The sequence below is a fragment of the Spirosoma flavum genome (genome assembly GCF_042686045.1).
GTDB classification, from domain to species: domain Bacteria; phylum Bacteroidota; class Bacteroidia; order Cytophagales; family Spirosomataceae; genus Spirosoma; species Spirosoma flavum.
In genome coordinates, this window is sequence record NZ_JBHUOM010000042.1 from 1 (window position 1) to 15,356 (window position 15,356).

Genomic DNA, 15,356 nt, shown 5'->3' on the forward strand with positions numbered 1-15,356 from the left:
GGAAAGTAGGCGATGGCAAAAACAAAATGTTAGTACTGAACGCGGTTCGCAACAAACTCATCCATCGTGTCTGCTCGGTGGTTCACCGCCAACAGAAATATGATAAAAACTATGCGCCAACGCTTGCATAAGCCATGGAAATCCGTGCGGTCGAATTGCATAACTTTACAGGGTAAAAAGTAAACGAGTTGACCGACACATAGACACCTTCAATACGCCACGGGGCGCCCCGCTTGCTCATGGGCCACGAACCCGCATTTCTATGGCTCCGGCCACCCGGTTGAAGACAACGTCTAAAAATCCCAGCAGAGTCTTTAATCGGTCCGCACGGGCGGCCCCGCATAGGTCGTTAGCCTTGCCGACGCGTTAAGGTGTATCTGCTGGGGTTGGTCGCTCACGCTTTGTGAGTGGCATCAAGTTACACGACTCATCTTGGAATCGTACAGCGGCTCAAATCTAAAGGCCGATGCGGCCAAACTTTTTTCGGATCGGGAGTTGTAGCTCATCCTGGGCTATATCGAGCATCGCGTTTAGCAGCTTATTGCGTAGGCAATCCTGCTCTAAAAGCTTCTGGAGTTGCTCAACGCTGGCCAGTTGATCGGGTTGGGGCTTCATGGGATCTGAAGATAAGCCCACGCCTTTTAGTTTGGCCTGTTGACGCGCTTTATACTTGATCACACATCGATTTAGTGTGGCATGGCTGATGCCATACTTTTCTTCCAATTGTGTCGGTAGCTACACCCACCCAGCAAGTATTCTCGTACTGCTTTTTGTCGTTCGTCCAACTTACAGTTCAGTTGGGGGCTGTAAACCTATTTTAGGACGTGACAGCAACAATCCTGCGGCATGAGCTACCATTAGATTATAACGACTATACCGGGAAAGCAGTGAATTCACCGACGAATCGGGCGGAGTCGTCCATTAATAGGACGTGGTATAGTAGGTATGATTGGGATAACACGAAGCCACATGCGAATCTGGATATTGGCGTCTTGAACAGTTGTTAAACAGCAACAGTAGCCCTAATATACTGCCAAGCAGACATATGTAGTTGAGCCGGTGGACAGGCATGAGTAGGAGGTTTTGAGCGAAAGGTCGATTGAAGAGTCTTAATTTAGCCAATCCTGTAAAGCGTCCACATACGTCCTAGACCTTCTATACAAGCGTTAATTCATGGTCATGACGAGTCGCTTTCCATCAGAGATGGCTATGTTGTAGATGGATTCAATTTCGGATAAGTCCACCGTAACCGTATCCACCTCAAGCCCTCCGTCAGCCGCCAATTGAAACATTTCAGGTAAGATTTCATTAAACAGTTTATCCACTTCTTGACGCGTCCAACTACCCAGACCCGAGCCCGACAGTTGAAGATTAACACTCCGCAAATTTTCAGCCGATAGCTGTAATTTATCGCCGGTTATACTTCCGATTGAGACAAAACGTACTGGATGGGTAAAGGCTCCTCTGCCTTTCAGCGAAGCCAGTAGCAGTTCCGCCGAGTGACCCCATAGATAATCGATGATTACATCGAATGGCGTACTACTATAGATCGTCCGGATTTGAGCCAGATAGTCTTCGTCGCTTTGATTTACTGAAATAATCTCATCCGCTCCTAAGCGTAGCAAGGCCTGCAAGGAGTCGGGATTGCGCCCCGTGGCAATCACTTTTTTAGCGCCATAATGTTTGGCGATCTGTACGGCCACCCGGCCTGTAAAGCCTGTTGCGCCATTGATCAAGACTACATCGCCGGGCTGAATACCTGCCCGGAAGCGTAACCCCATAGCCGCCCCAATTACGCCGTTAGGCAAGGCCGCTGCCGTGGCATCATCTAACCCATCAGGTATGAGAACCATACGGTTTTTTTCTACTACAGCTTGCTGGGCGACCATACCACTCACACCCATCGCATAGACGCGGGTGCCATCGGCCAACAGGCCCACTCCGTCGCCCCCAATGACCTTTGCCTGATTGGCTTGTTGAGCATCGGCTGAATAATGTTTGCCACTCGCCTGGCCACGGTCAATATGCTTAATCGCAGCCGCCTTAACGGTCATTAATACTTCATCCTCGTTGGCGACAACGGGACTGGGAACCTCCGCATAATGCGGCCCATCCCCTGGCTGATACATGATGGCAGCTTTCATGATTGTTTTCAAGTTTACAGGTTAAACTACGGCCGTCAAAACACCTATAGCTGTTGATTTAGTAATCGATTTAATTGGTTGTAAGCGGTGGTAGCTGGCATAAGAAACCAACACCAACACCAAGGCCAGCAGAGCCGATGTCGACTCGCGGAAGGAGTCACCAGATGCTAGATGGGCAATAAAGCCTGACACCACGGTGATGAAAAAGCCGGCGTAGGCCCATTCTTTGACCCTCCCTTTTAGCCTAGGTAGCACCAGTACGATTACGCCAATCAGTTTAGCCACTGCCAACTCGATGCGGAAATAGTTGGGGAAACCAAAGTGAACACACAGGCGTCGGGCTTCTTCTGAGGTTATATACGCATAGGCATTGGCGAGCATCCACAGGCTGAACAGGGCCGTCGTCACCCAATAGAGAATCGTTAGTCGTTTCATTGTATCGCTTATTTTGCTTGTTGCTGATACAAAAGTAGAGGGGCAATAGCCCCTCCAACGATAACATTTGTTATTAAATATAAACGCCTGCCTTTCCTATTTTGCCCGGGCGATTTTGGCTTTGATCCGGCTGAGGTGAACACTGCTCACGCCGAGGTAGGAAGCAATATAATGCTGAGGGACACGCTGGACGATATGCGGGTCTTGAGTCAACAGCTTCTCATAGCGTTCTTGAGGTGTATCCCGGATAAATGAAAGAAAATGCTTCATATAATCCAGGGTGCGCCCAAATAAAGCCTCCAGAATTTGGCTCCTCATAGCCGGTAGCGCACTGACTTCTTCTATAATTTTATCAACACTAGTTTTGTCAATCCACCATAAGGTACAGGGCTCAATCGTCTCAATGGAAAACAAGCTCGGAATACTCTTTCTGAAGCTTTCAATGGAAGAGACGGTCCTGTTCTCAAAAAAGAACTGGAAGGTGATATCCTCCCCCTTGTTATTGAACCAAACACGCAGGCATCCTTTCTCGATTAGATACGCTTTGCGGGAAATATCACCTTCTCGAAGCAGAATGGTCTTGGCCGGTACATGGATGGGTCGGAAGTAGCTGATATACTCATCCCATTTTTCGGGCGACAATGGAAAGTTTTTTCTAAATTTCTCGAACATAATGGATTAGCTAATTTGGCTACTAAGAATGGCTGCCGCAAAGTAACCAATCGACGGGTGGGTTTTGCCATCTGTCCACCGCAGTTATGCTATAAGCGGTCGATAGAGAGAGCCCTGAGGTGGAGAAGTCATGCGTAGAACTGAACAAACAACACCATCTCGAAAAACGCCCCTTTCCCCAAGTAAGTGCAGTAGTCTTGTCAATTAAGATCTAGAGCTGTTGACAATATTCTCAAATTGCCACCTGCATGGGCGGTCCCATCACTAATCAATGTCTCATTTATGCGCAAGGGATGAGTTTGTAAAACACAAACCATCTTCTACATCAGGTTTAACATTTATCAAACGGGCATTCAATAAATGAAGCTTCAAAGCAGTTTAACGTTTATTAAACGTCCCTTCAATTAAGGTTGGAGACATCTACAAAAAAGTACGGAAGGGGCCGCCCCGATAATCCTCACTGCTTGGTTGCGGTCTCACTCCGACGTACTTCGCTACGGTAGATTTCATAGCATTTTGACCGGGTCGCCCGAGGGTTAGCCGTCGTTGTTCTATGGAAAGGGAATTAAGCGGGGCCGCACTGCGGTGGTCACCGTGATGCGGTCAGTACCATCCAAATCTTCACTTTACACCAGATAGCTTGAGCTATTTCATGGCCAATAATCTGGCGCTTTTACCGCCCCGGTCCAGCGTTTAAGCAACTATTCCACATAATTATTCAACGTAACTAAATATATAAGAAATAAATGTTAATTCAGTCACTACGCAAGACAAATTAATAGTTAATTTGCTACTTAACTAGCTGAATTAACAGTTTGATCTATCCGCGAACGATCTTTCCCGCTATTCAAGAACAACTTCAAAGCAATAAAGTCATTGTTATAACGGGCACACGTCGAGTGGGCAAGACGGTGCTACTTCGACAGATTCAAGAACAAACAAGGCTAGTAACCTTATGGCTGAACGGAGAAGACTTTGACGTGCAGGCACTGCTGGCGCAGCGGAGTGTGGCAGCCTATGGACGATTGTTGGGTGATACCGAACTACTACTTATCGACGAAGCCCAAGCAGTACCCGAAGTTGGGCGGGTGTTGAAGTTGATGATCGACTCCTTCGCCAAACTAACCATTGTTGCCACAGGCTCATCGGCGTTTGATCTAACCAACCAGACAGGCGAACCGCTAACCGGTCGACGGATACATTTTGACTTGTTTCCTCTTGCCCAATTGGAATTAGGGCGTAATGAGAATAGCCTGCAAACTCGACAGCAACTCGAAGACCGACTCGTTTTCGGGAGTTATCCCGAGGTAGTCGGCTTGGCAACTTCTGTCCAGAAAATAGATTACTTACGTGAGTTGGTCAATTCTTACCTGCTCAAAGATATCCTGATGTATGAACAGGTGAAGAACTCGGCCAAGTTGCTCCAGCTTCTGCAACTCATCGCCTTGCAAGCGGGTGGTGAAGTATCCTACGACGAGTTAGGTCGGCAATTAGGTATCAGTAAAAGCACGGTCGAACGATACCTGGATCTGTTAGCCAAAGTGTTCATCATCTTCCGACTGGGTGGTTACAGTAATAACCTGCGCAAGGAGGTTACCAAAAGCTCCAAGTGGTATTTCTTTGATAACGGCATTCGAAATGCCCTGATTCCCAACTTTAGCTTATTGGCCCAACGCCAGGATATAGGGGCGTTATGGGAAAATTATCTGATAGCCGAACGGCGTAAAGTCAATAGCTACCAGCGTCGTGCGGTCGAATCCTATTTCTGGCGCACGTATGATGGGCAAGAGATTGATTTGCTCGAACAAGAGGATGGCCATCTATCCGCGTTTGAGTTTAAATGGCAAAATCGGCGGGTACGGGTACCGGGTTCGTTCGACAAGGCTTATCCGAATGCGACATTCGAGGTGGTTCACCAAGAGAATTATGTAGACTTTATCGTGCCCTCCTATCCTGCCAGTTGACATAGGTTATTCTGGCCACGACTGGATAATATACCATAACCGTTCAGTAAAACCTCCCGCCTATCAAAAACTCTGAACGATTAAACTGAACGGGTTTATTGGACGCAAAAAGGGCAGTTTAGGAGCACTTCACTCCTACTCAGATACCGTTCAGAAAAATCTCCAAATATGAGATTGAGGGTATCTCACAATTAGCTGTACGCTAACAGGGATAGAACGGTAAAGCTATAGCCAAGTTGTGACTGCCACGGCGGACCGTGATTTTTCAGAGCGGCAGCAGCGGCTGACGAACTGTGCTGTATCTTTTTGTCATTGCACCCTGTTGACATCGGTCCCGCTATTTCGCAGCGCTCTACCCGAAAGGTCATAACTGGCTTTGCCGAATAAGGCATCGTGCCGATTAAACTAAACAGACCGGATTATCTGTCTGGAACAGGCTTAAACAATGCGTTTAATCGTATATATAAAGCTTTGCCATCGAGACGCTTCAATGGGGATGAGTTAGTCCAGAACCAGGAGTGTTGTCCGAATGATATCATCAAAAAAGCGACGGTCATTGATAGACTTAACGGAAACCTGCATGCCTTTAATCGTGTTGTTTAAAAAGCGGGCGAGCGCCTGGGCATTTTTCTCTTTTCCGATTTCCCCTTTTTCCTGGCCTTGATCAATAATCCGGATAAAGGCCTCTTCCAATTGCTGTTCGGTTTCGCTCACCAGCTTACTGACCTGCGGGTCGTAGCTGGCCAGTTCAACACCGGCATTAACCATAAAACACCCTTTACGCTGTTCGTCGCTGAGCAGGTCTGTGACGACCATGTCTAATAGCTTTTGTATGGAGGCCTTGGCCGAAGCGGCTTCGCCGGTCAGTCTACATAACTGACTTCCATACTGTTGTTTGTACGTTTCAAGCGCTTTCAGGTAAAGCTGGTACTTATCACCAAAGGTATCATATAGGCTGGACCGGCTTATACCAAGGCCATCCACCAAGGCCTGCATAGACGTGCCATTGTAGCCTTTTTCCCAGAAAAGGCACACCGCTCGCTGCAACACGGCTTGTTCATCAAAATCTTTTGTTCTGGCCATAAACGATAAAAGCCCGCTCAAGGCGGGCAATTTAACAATTTCTACCTGGATTAGCGTATGCCACCGCTGGCAACCAGTGTTTCGCCGGTTAGCCAACCGGATTCGTCGGACGCTAAGAATACCGCAATCGGCGCAATATCAGTGGGCTGACCGATACGGCCAAGCGGGGCCGTTTTTTCAGCATTTTTATGAAAATCACTGCCAATAAAACCAGCGGTATGAGTCCCTTCGGTTTCAACCATCCCTGGATTGATCGAGTTGACACGGATATTTTTGACGCCCAATTCTTTCGACAATACCTGCGTTATGGAATCGACCGCTGCTTTTGTTGCCGTGTAAATAGCGCTTCCAGGCGGTGTAATAGCCGTAACGGCAGACCCAATATTAATGATGCTGCCTCCTTTTTCGCCAAAATGTTTAACCGCACCCTGGGTCGCTAAGAGTAGCCCAAGTACGTTAATATTAAATTGACGATGAAAATCTTCTTCATTAATGTCCTCAATGCTACCAAATTTGTAAACGCCCGCATTATTGACTAAAATGTCGGCTTTACCAAACGCTTTTTCGGTTTCCCTAAATAGACGATCAACATCGGCCGGGTTAGCGACATCGCCTTGTACTGCAATTGCCTGGCCGCCATTCGTTACGATTTCGGCGACAGTTTGTTCAGCACCTTCTCTGGCGGAAGCATAGTTTACAACGACAGAAGCTCCTTCTGCAGCCAACTGTTTGGCAATACCAGCACCAATCCCTTTCGAAGCCCCGGTGACGACCGCTACTTTACTCGCTAATTTTTTCATAGTCTAAGACGGTCATTATTTTATCGGAATGAACGTTCCATATATACCAACATTCTGGACTATTCGTTCCGGAATTGGAAAAATAAATAATGAAATGAATCGCAAGCGATGAATATAGAGCTATGCTTGATTAGCCCGGCCTTTTAAACAGAGTAAATACGTCTTCAAACAAAATGCCGGGTTTGTAAGCGTCATACCTTCGTGCGTCAGCTTTTTACTCGTATGACTCCATTAGATCAGGTTCTGGTCACCGGCGAATCAGGTTTTATCGCCAGTTAGTGTCTTGTTGGACTTTTAAAAAAGGGAAAGGCCTTGAGTTGGCCTCCATTAACCTGGTTGGCATTTTGGGATCTGTGCTTGGTACCGATTATTCCCATTCGATCCAATTCATCAACCAGATGTTAAACAGCTAGTTGAAAGGCGTCTCCAAGATTACATCAGTTATGTAAACGTTCGTGTTGTCGCCGATTTGCACCTTAAGGCCATGACGCATCCGAAAGCGAATGGCCATCATTTTCTGGCCACATCCGGTGACTCCATTTCCTTGTTAGACATCGCCACTATTTTAGATGTGAATTTGGTAATAAGGCAGGGGTTAACGACTTATGGTTGAAATTGAATGCGGGAGATATGCAGTAAGGGCTCATCTACCTTAGCTCTGGTATTCCGACCGATAATGTAACGTGTGTGGAAATCTGAAGTAGGCAAAGACGCTATCTTGATGGTACTATATTTAGTGGTTTTAGCTGCCGAAACAGGCGGTGATGTCCCCACGAGCGTACCCGTGGGCGAATCCAGGTGCAGTTCGAGGGTTACACCCAGCTCGACCATTAACGAGAGCACAACCGGTTAAGTCAATTCCATTCATCGCCAGGTACGATTGCAGATTGCACTATTTCTTGCACAGACCTGTCGGGTTTAAACCAAGTTGGTAAAGTCAAATGAAAACTGGCTCGTACAGCTTGATTAAGAATTGAATTAGAACCTGCTGCAAAAAGCAAATTCAGTAAATCATCCGTTGCAAATGGGAGGTTTTTTAATAAGTGTTATAGAAACTTAAGTTAAGGCCAGGGTCAGAATTTGTGTATGTGCGTAAATTCTAAGCATTGACAAATTCAGATTTAGGCAACAAAACCCTGCAACTGTATAAAAAGTGGGACGCGGCCAGTACATCCCACGGTTTGACTACATAGATTAATAACCCGGATTTTGGTACATACCCGTTGGATTCAGCTTGGCCTCGTTGAATGGAATAGGATAGTAATAATCCTTCGTGCCGAAGTTGACTAATTGAGCAGCCCCAAAATCAGCCTGGCTTTTCGAACGGATATACGTAACCAGGTCTGCCGGTGTGAAGAACCGCAACAGGTCAAACCACCGCTGATTTTCGAAGGCTAATTCTATGCGCCGTTCATGCAGAATGGCGAGCTTAAGCGTTGGGAATTTGGCGCTGTAGGTCGGGTTTACTTTGGCAACACTATAAAGCGGCAGTTTGGCCCGATCACGAACCTGATCCAGAAAGCTGATAGCTGAGGTTTCGTCACCCATGTATAGATTTACTTCAGCCAGCATCAGTATAACATCAGCATAGCGCATCAGAATCCAGTCGTTCCCCCCATACCCGTTGGGTCCAGCCGTCGAACTGGCATCCCGAAATTTAGTAATGAAGTAATCTTTCACTACAGCTGCATTAGCGAACTTGATCGAGAAATCTTTCCGCAGATCACCATCTTCGTACTCTTTCACTAAATCAGGCGTAACGTTGCCACCCACACCAGTTGTGGTTTTAAGTGAATTGATGGTTTCGCCCTGGGCCTGGGTATTAGCCGCAATGCTGGACGAGTAATTTATGTCACCCTGTTTATACACAATCTGGAAAATCGTTTCCGGATTAGTCGTTTTCTTGCTTACATCGAATACATCAGCATACGGAATCTCTTTTAACAGACCGAATGTTCGTTTGGTATACGCGTTGGTCAGAAAGGTTTTGGCCTGCGTCAGATTAGCGTTTCGGTTCGCCTGATCAAGTGTGGTTGCCATGGTCAGATAGACCTGTCCTAGCAGTGCATTACCAGCTACTTTCGAGACGCGTCCTTTGTTAGCTGCCGACTGTATATCGGGTAGCGGACTATTTATAACGTCGGTCAAGTCGGCTATGATCTGCTCGTATACTTTCTCTTTTTTTTCGCGAAAGGTGTTGGCCGTTACCTCTTCAGGGCTCGTTAATGGCTTCGTCACCAGCGGAACGTCACCCCATTTCCGAACCAGATGAAAATAAATCAATGCCCGGATAAACTTGGCTTCGGCTTGATACTGAGTCTTGGTTTCGGATTTAGCAAAGTTCACCGTTTCCGAACCAGCCAGCACGTAGTTTGCCCGTGTGATTGTCTGGTATAAGGCATTCCAGTGAGTTTGTAAATAGGAATTACTTGGCAAAAGGGCAAAAGCGTTGAACTGAAACGGCTCGCCCGCGTTCGACTGATTGTCGTTCCTTCCCGTATTATCCGAACGTTCTTCTGAGAAAAGACCGCTGTTCTCAGCAACACCATTGTTGTCGCGTAGGGCCTGATATACACCATTCAGTGCCAGCAGTACGTCGTTTTCGGTCTTGTAATAGTCGGCGGTAACAATGGCATTCGGGTTATTTTCAATCAGGAAATCCTGACGACACGATCCCAGCAGGATTAGTACCAGAACGGGTAGAAAACGAGAAAATGATATATGATTCATGAGATAGAACAGCTTTTGAAGGTAGACGAACCAGGTTGAAGGCGCGGGTTTTAGAATGTAATCCGAGCACCCATATTATAGCCCCGCGCCAGCGGGTACTTCCCATAATCAACACCCGGCGACAGATTTGCTCCGTTATTATAATCCACCTCAGGGTTGTAGCCTTTGTATTTAGTGAGCGTAAAGGCGTTGTTGACATTGACATACAAACGCAGCCCACTCACCCGGGCTTTCGTCAGTAGGGCAGCGGGCAGATTATAGCCCAGTGTAATGTTCGTGCAGCGTAGATACGAGCCATTCTGTAAATAAAAAGAGGACAAACGTGTGCTGTTGCTTTGCGTGCCACCCCGCGAGGCCCGAAAAACCTGGCCATTGCCAGGCTGATCTTCCGAGCGGTAGCGATCAGCCACCGTTGCATACTGGTTGCCCGATCCTTCCATGTTATAGACGTAATAGTCCTGACCATCAAGCACCTGGTTACCATACGTTCCGTTGAATGACGCATTCGCATCAAAGGCTTTATAGCTGGCGTTGACTGAAAAGCCGTACGTAAACTTCGGATATGGTGTACCAATCACCTGCTTGTCCGCGTCATTTACGACACCATCGCCATTCACATCCTGAAAAATCAGGTCACCGGGGCGGAGCGGATTGGTTGAGGCTGTTGACCGGGCGGGTCCTTTCAACACGTAGCCTGCCGGGAATGACTGCGTGGCTGCGTTGTAAACCGCATTATCGGCCGCCAGATTATCCATGTCTTTCTGCCTGACCATTCCCACCACCTTAAAGCCGTAGAACATGCCAACCGGCTGGCCTTCCTGGGTAATATGGGTAATGTACGAGCGCTCGGCACCCGCCACCAGAATTGTGTTGGCACCGCCCATATTCAGCACTTTGTTATGATTGAAGGAGATGTTACCGCTCAAACTAAGCTTAACGTCTTGGGTAGAGATAACTCGTCCATCAACTTGAAACTCGTACCCCTGATTGCGGATTTTGGAATTACGCAGATTGGTCAGCAGGCTTGTTGCCCCGGAAATAGCCGAAATCGGCTGGTTAAACAAGAGGTTGTAAGAGTCGCTGAGGTAGGCATTGGCAATTAACAAGAGCCGGTTGTTAAAAAGGCCAACATCAACGCCCAGGTTATACTGCGAAGTCGATTCCCATCCCAGTTTTGGATCTTTGAGCGCCCCCGAATAGAAGGCAGTCTGGATGGTTCCCGCGCCAAATACAGCCCCCGTGGGACTAGCCATCGTTTGCTGATAGCCATATAGCGGAATGTTATAATTACCCGTCTTGCCCCAGCTCCCTCGTAATTTGAGCGTCGAAGCAGCTCCGAGCCAGTCGGTATAAAAGGGCTCATTAGAGATGGTCCAGCCACCCGAAATTGAGGGAAAGCTACCCCAGCGATTAAGTGGTCCGAAGCGCGATGATCCGTCTGTTCGAAAGGCCGCTGTCAGGTAGTAGCGGTTATCGTAATTGTACTCCGCCCGGGCCAGGTAGGAGAGCAGCGTCTCCTCATATTTACCCGTTCCGGTAAAGCCAGTACTGCTGGTGTTGGTATTAGCATTCAGGAAAAAATTGCTGGGATCAGCGCCTTTGGCCGTAATTTCCTGAACGGCATCATTCTGAAACCCCTGCGCCGACACGCTGATCTGATCAAGATTCGTTTTCTGAGCAGTGTAACCAATAAGTCCGTTGAGGTGGTGTTTGCCAAGTTGTTTGGTGTACGTCGCGGTGAATTCGGCCAGTACATTTTGGGTCGTCAAGGTTTGCGCCGTGGCCGTAGCCGCAGCAAGGGCTTGCGCTGAGTATGGTGGATTGTTGCCGCTACTTAGGCTTGTTGGCAGGTAGTATTCATACTTCTCGTTGTAGGTCTGTAAGCCGAGGTTGGCTTTGGCGACCAGACCAGGAATGATTTCGTAGCTGGCTGTCCCGTTGTATGTGCCTCGCAATCCTTTGCGGGTGATGTTGGTCTCTAGGGCTAAGGCAACCGGATTTTCGACGGTCTGGTAGCCATAGACGGGTTGCTGCGCAGCCACTTCGTTTTTTACCAGATTACCATTATCGTCGTAAGCCCGGAAGGTTGGTGGATAGATGAGTGCCCCCAGTATCGGTCCCTGATTAAAACGGCCTTCCTGCACCTCGCGGTTGTTGGTCGAGGTCACAAAAAAGCTGGCTCCTACCTTAAACTTCTTGCTGATGTCGCCATCGATATTAGCTCTGAAATTTACCCGTTCCTGTTTCGTAGCGACAATAATACCCTGCTGGTTCTGGTAGCTGCCACTGAGCAGATAACGAACGCCGTTGTTACCACCCGAAAAACTGAGGTTATGACGGCTGACAGGTGCACTACGATAGAGTTCATTCTGCCAGTCTGTATTGTATTTAGGCGCAATTAGTTTCTGGGTCGCAAAGTCATAAATATCAGTTGGGATACTAACCGATCCCGCATTACCCACATTAGCAATACGGGTAGCATTATTGTCTGAAAACATGGCATCACTCCAAGTCTTTCCACTGTTCTGCACGAGATCACGGTATGTATTGTTGCGGCCATCGATCATCAGTTGGGCAAATCCATTGGCATCCAGCAGTTTTACTTTTTTCGCTAGTTGATTAATGCCATACTGGTATTCATAGTCCAGTTTACCTTTCCCGTCTTTTCCCCGTTTGGTAGTGATCAGGACAACGCCACCCGACGCCCGCGAACCGTAAATAGCCGCCGAAGCAGCATCTTTCAAAATGTCAATGCTCTCAATATCGCTGGGATTAATGAATACATCGTTACCAGCGGGAAAGCCATCAATAACATAAAGCGGATCGGAACTGGCGTTAATCGAACCAATACCCCGTACCCGGATTTTGGTCGTGTTGTAAGGAGCCCCGCCCACCTGTGAGACCTGAACCCCCGCCAGCTTGCCCACCAGAGCCTGTCCCAGTGTTGGGGCTGTTACGTTCAGTTCACGGGCTTTTACGTTGGAAATAGCACCGGTTACATCACTTTTTCGTAAGGTCTGGTAGCCCACGGCGACGACCTCATTGAGCTGATTGACATCTTCTTTGAGTCTTACATCAAGCGTCAACTGCGAGCCAACCACTAGTTCCTGTGTAGCGAAGCCAACAGAAGAAAACACCAGTGTTGAGCCGGTCGCTGCATCAATCGTAAAGCGCCCGGTAGCATCGGTAACCGTCCCTTTCCGGGTCTGTTTTTCGACAATATTAACACCCGGAATCGGTTGATTTTGTTCATCGGTTACCGTTCCCGATATACGGGCTAAGCGCGTAGCCGTCGCTCCGGGGGCTGGTATCCCAATAATCAACTCAGCGCCTGCAATCTCGCGAGCCTGGGTAACTTGATCGGGGAGCAGACTGCCTAACAGAATAAGGCAAATCAGAAGCCTGCTCACCTCAGTTGAGTAGCGATTCATGTCAATAGACGTTGGATTAGTTAGTTATAGGTATGAAAACAAAAAAGTCTATCCTACCAGGATAGACGCACAAAATGCAGGTTGTTCGTACGCGACGATGTTACAGCAAGGCCCGTGGTTTGGTCGTTTAGGAGTGTAAACCCTTCTAACTCATCGGTTTTGTCAATGTCGACAACCTTAATAACCTGTTGTTGCCCCAATTCAAGGGACCTCTTCATATCCACGAAGGTAAATCGCCACCGCTGGCCTTCCAGCTGATTTTGAATAAGCACGAGAATCCCTTTCGAGGGTATCCAATGCAGGTTTTGTACCCAGGGTGAGCAGGTGAATTTCTTAACTAAAACCCCGGGCTCGCTGGTCTTTTTCGCCTTGGCTAATCGCTCAGGGTCATAAAGCCGCACTTCATTACCCTTATCACCGTAGTCGGCTGTCGCCACATACCATTTATTCTCGTACTGGATGTATTCAGGTCGAGTGCCTTGAATGCAGGCATCATCGTCAATCGTATTGAGAATATTGTTATCGAGCGTTTTAGTCCGAAGGAGACCTTCCCAATTAACCGAGTAGATTACCGCTCGCCACTTTGTTCCCTCAGGATTTAACCGGATACTGTTTCCGATAAACGTGGGACCTTTCCCATTTTGGGCAATACCGGTTGGGTGATTAATCACGTCCTTGCCGCCTTCAGTTAATCTAATTTCCTGCCCTGAGTAGGTCAGTTCATTTTGTTCAACAGTATAGGTGCGAATAACACCGACTTCTCGATCACCGTACAGATAGGCTTTACCCTGTTGATAACTTGCTCCCTGACAGGCACCAAGAGAATCGATTGTTGTAGAGGACGTTATGCTCAGGTTGATATCCAATCTCTCAAAAGGAAATACCCCAGCCAGGCAAGCGGCAAAAACGAGTAATATCCTCATAAATGACACGTAGAGTGGTTGAAACCTGCCAGTTCAATCGGCCCTTATCCGTAGTTAGTCAATGTATAGACATGATACTCCGGTAAGTCGACAGAATTAGCCGTCGTTAAAAACACAAAGGACGTTTTTACTCGTTACCTGAATTTTATCCAAGTATGTCTAAACTGTTAAAATTATATTCGTTTGTTACTTGCTATTGGCTGTATAAAGAAACAAACCGAAGTAATACCCCGGTCGTTTCTAAATCTTTAACCTAACTGCATGAAGGGAATTCTATATCTGAATAAAAAACCGCCGGAACAATGTTCCAGCAGTTTCAATAGTATCTAATTGTCGTAACGTTATGGTATATTACTGTATTGGTAATTAGGCGTGTTGCTGAAATATGCTCAGGCTAATACTTACTTATTTTTTATAAAGGTAGAGCCTATAGATGAGTTATAAATCATTACCGTGTAACCGAATTATTAAGATTACGCCTACTATCCGTCACAAAAAATAAAGTATTTTTATTCCTAAATTTTACTACACAACCGGGTTTCTGTTCTAATGACAAAATCAATGACCAGAGCCAATATTGCGGATATTTCTAAAATTCTTTAACAAAAAATTCTAATTCATGAAATCCTGAAAGTAAAAATAGACTGTAGACGATTACTTACTATCTTGGTTATCAGTTTGAACATCAAGCGGCTTTGCCCTTAATTCATAGCCGCAAAGCTGTTTAATTGCCAACTGCAACTCATGCGCATAGCTAATTAGATTTGACCTGTCGCCCTGATATAGCCGCCACTCATTCTGACTATTTGCCATATTGATTATTGTATCAGGAATATCCAACTGATACCATCCACTAAACAAGGCGCTTGTACCTTTTACGAATCCAAACCGACGAAGTACATACGCATCCACATGCCTGGGTATGATTGTCGTTTTATCGCAAGTGGCTCTTTTTTTCCACTCATATATATCAACTAAATCAACTGTATAGTCGGCAATTTTTGTAATTATTGCCGTGTACGTATCCACGCCCCGATGCTGAATCATGGCCCCGTCAAAAAGTTCTTCTGGATTAACTGGAAGCCGTCGCATTGAATTTTTTACCTTAAAAGTAGGTCATATAACAATCCGCCAGGCGATTGCAATGTGACCCTACTATTAAGATTTTACGGCT

12 protein-coding genes and 1 pseudogene are annotated in these 15,356 nt (G+C 46.9%); 2 read left to right on the forward strand and 11 right to left on the reverse strand.

Annotated elements, in window-relative coordinates:
* Positions 1-131: pseudogene (locus ACFS25_RS31905) on the forward strand (IS110 family transposase); the annotation flags it as partial.
* A 325-nt stretch (positions 132-456) separates the two neighbouring features.
* Here the strand turns inward: ACFS25_RS31905 and ACFS25_RS27695 are convergent.
* The 4 genes from ACFS25_RS27695 to ACFS25_RS27710 all read right to left on the reverse strand — a co-directional run bounded on the left by ACFS25_RS27695 (position 457) and on the right by ACFS25_RS27710 (position 3,251).
* Positions 457-723, reverse strand: coding sequence for a hypothetical protein (locus ACFS25_RS27695; RefSeq protein ID WP_381507816.1), 267 nt, complete (start codon positions 721-723; stop codon positions 457-459).
* Between the two features lie 443 nt (positions 724-1,166).
* Positions 1,167-2,144 (reverse strand): quinone oxidoreductase family protein, encoded by a 978-nt coding sequence (locus ACFS25_RS27700; protein WP_381507817.1) that lies wholly within the window; start codon positions 2,142-2,144, stop codon positions 1,167-1,169.
* Positions 2,145-2,165: 21 nt separating this feature from the next.
* The gene (locus tag ACFS25_RS27705; RefSeq protein WP_381507819.1) at positions 2,166-2,579 is read right to left on the reverse strand and encodes a DoxX family protein; all 414 of its coding nucleotides are present in this window, start codon (positions 2,577-2,579) and stop codon (positions 2,166-2,168) included.
* Positions 2,580-2,675: 96 nt separating this feature from the next.
* Positions 2,676-3,251 carry a Crp/Fnr family transcriptional regulator gene (locus ACFS25_RS27710; protein ID WP_381507821.1) on the reverse strand — a complete coding sequence of 192 codons (576 nt, stop codon included), beginning with the start codon at positions 3,249-3,251 and terminating at the stop codon, positions 2,676-2,678.
* An 815-nt stretch (positions 3,252-4,066) separates the two neighbouring features.
* Between ACFS25_RS27710 and ACFS25_RS27715 the strand changes: the two genes are divergently transcribed.
* Positions 4,067-5,215 carry an ATP-binding protein gene (locus ACFS25_RS27715; RefSeq protein WP_381507823.1) on the forward strand — a complete coding sequence of 383 codons (1,149 nt, stop codon included), beginning with the start codon at positions 4,067-4,069 and terminating at the stop codon, positions 5,213-5,215.
* Positions 5,216-5,716: 501 nt separating this feature from the next.
* Here ACFS25_RS27715 and ACFS25_RS27720 read toward each other — a convergent pair.
* The 7 genes from ACFS25_RS27720 to ACFS25_RS27750 all read right to left on the reverse strand — a co-directional run bounded on the left by ACFS25_RS27720 (position 5,717) and on the right by ACFS25_RS27750 (position 15,274).
* Complete coding sequence (locus ACFS25_RS27720) at positions 5,717-6,298, reverse strand: TetR/AcrR family transcriptional regulator (protein WP_381507825.1); 582 nt, start codon at positions 6,296-6,298, stop codon at positions 5,717-5,719.
* A gap of 50 nt (positions 6,299-6,348) precedes the next feature.
* Positions 6,349-7,098, reverse strand: a complete 750-nt coding sequence (locus ACFS25_RS27725) for an SDR family NAD(P)-dependent oxidoreductase (protein WP_381507827.1) — start codon at positions 7,096-7,098, stop codon at positions 6,349-6,351.
* 603 nt (positions 7,099-7,701) lie between these two features.
* Positions 7,702-7,941 carry a carbohydrate-binding protein gene (locus ACFS25_RS27730; protein ID WP_381507829.1) on the reverse strand — a complete coding sequence of 80 codons (240 nt, stop codon included), beginning with the start codon at positions 7,939-7,941 and terminating at the stop codon, positions 7,702-7,704.
* A 351-nt stretch (positions 7,942-8,292) separates the two neighbouring features.
* Positions 8,293-9,828 (reverse strand): RagB/SusD family nutrient uptake outer membrane protein, encoded by a 1,536-nt coding sequence (locus ACFS25_RS27735; RefSeq protein ID WP_381507831.1) that lies wholly within the window; start codon positions 9,826-9,828, stop codon positions 8,293-8,295.
* A 50-nt stretch (positions 9,829-9,878) separates the two neighbouring features.
* The gene (locus tag ACFS25_RS27740; protein WP_381507833.1) at positions 9,879-13,259 is read right to left on the reverse strand and encodes a SusC/RagA family TonB-linked outer membrane protein; all 3,381 of its coding nucleotides are present in this window, start codon (positions 13,257-13,259) and stop codon (positions 9,879-9,881) included.
* A gap of 53 nt (positions 13,260-13,312) precedes the next feature.
* Positions 13,313-14,182, reverse strand: coding sequence for a hypothetical protein (locus tag ACFS25_RS27745; RefSeq protein WP_381507835.1), 870 nt, complete (start codon positions 14,180-14,182; stop codon positions 13,313-13,315).
* Positions 14,183-14,836: 654 nt separating this feature from the next.
* Positions 14,837-15,274: a hypothetical protein gene (locus ACFS25_RS27750; RefSeq protein ID WP_381507837.1), complete on the reverse strand. Its 438-nt coding sequence runs from the start codon at positions 15,272-15,274 to the stop codon at positions 14,837-14,839.
* Positions 15,275-15,356 lie beyond the last annotated feature (82 nt).

Bases quoted from the DNA above. Each gene is read 5' to 3' on its own strand.
- ACFS25_RS27700 (WP_381507817.1), bottom strand. From the start codon at position 2,144: ATGAAAGCTGCCATCATGTATCAGCCAGGGGATGGGCCGCATTATGCG.
- ACFS25_RS27705 (WP_381507819.1), bottom strand. From the start codon at position 2,579: ATGAAACGACTAACGATTCTCTATTGGGTGACGACGGCCCTGTTCAGC.
- ACFS25_RS27710 (WP_381507821.1), bottom strand. From the start codon at position 3,251: ATGTTCGAGAAATTTAGAAAAAACTTTCCATTGTCGCCCGAAAAATGG.
- ACFS25_RS27720 (WP_381507825.1), bottom strand. From the start codon at position 6,298: ATGGCCAGAACAAAAGATTTTGATGAACAAGCCGTGTTGCAGCGAGCG.
- ACFS25_RS27725 (WP_381507827.1), bottom strand. From the start codon at position 7,098: ATGAAAAAATTAGCGAGTAAAGTAGCGGTCGTCACCGGGGCTTCGAAA.
- ACFS25_RS27735 (WP_381507831.1), bottom strand. From the start codon at position 9,828: ATGAATCATATATCATTTTCTCGTTTTCTACCCGTTCTGGTACTAATC.
- ACFS25_RS27740 (WP_381507833.1), bottom strand. From the start codon at position 13,259: ATGAATCGCTACTCAACTGAGGTGAGCAGGCTTCTGATTTGCCTTATT.
- ACFS25_RS27745 (WP_381507835.1), bottom strand. From the start codon at position 14,182: ATGAGGATATTACTCGTTTTTGCCGCTTGCCTGGCTGGGGTATTTCCT.
- ACFS25_RS27750 (WP_381507837.1), bottom strand. From the start codon at position 15,274: ATGCGACGGCTTCCAGTTAATCCAGAAGAACTTTTTGACGGGGCCATG.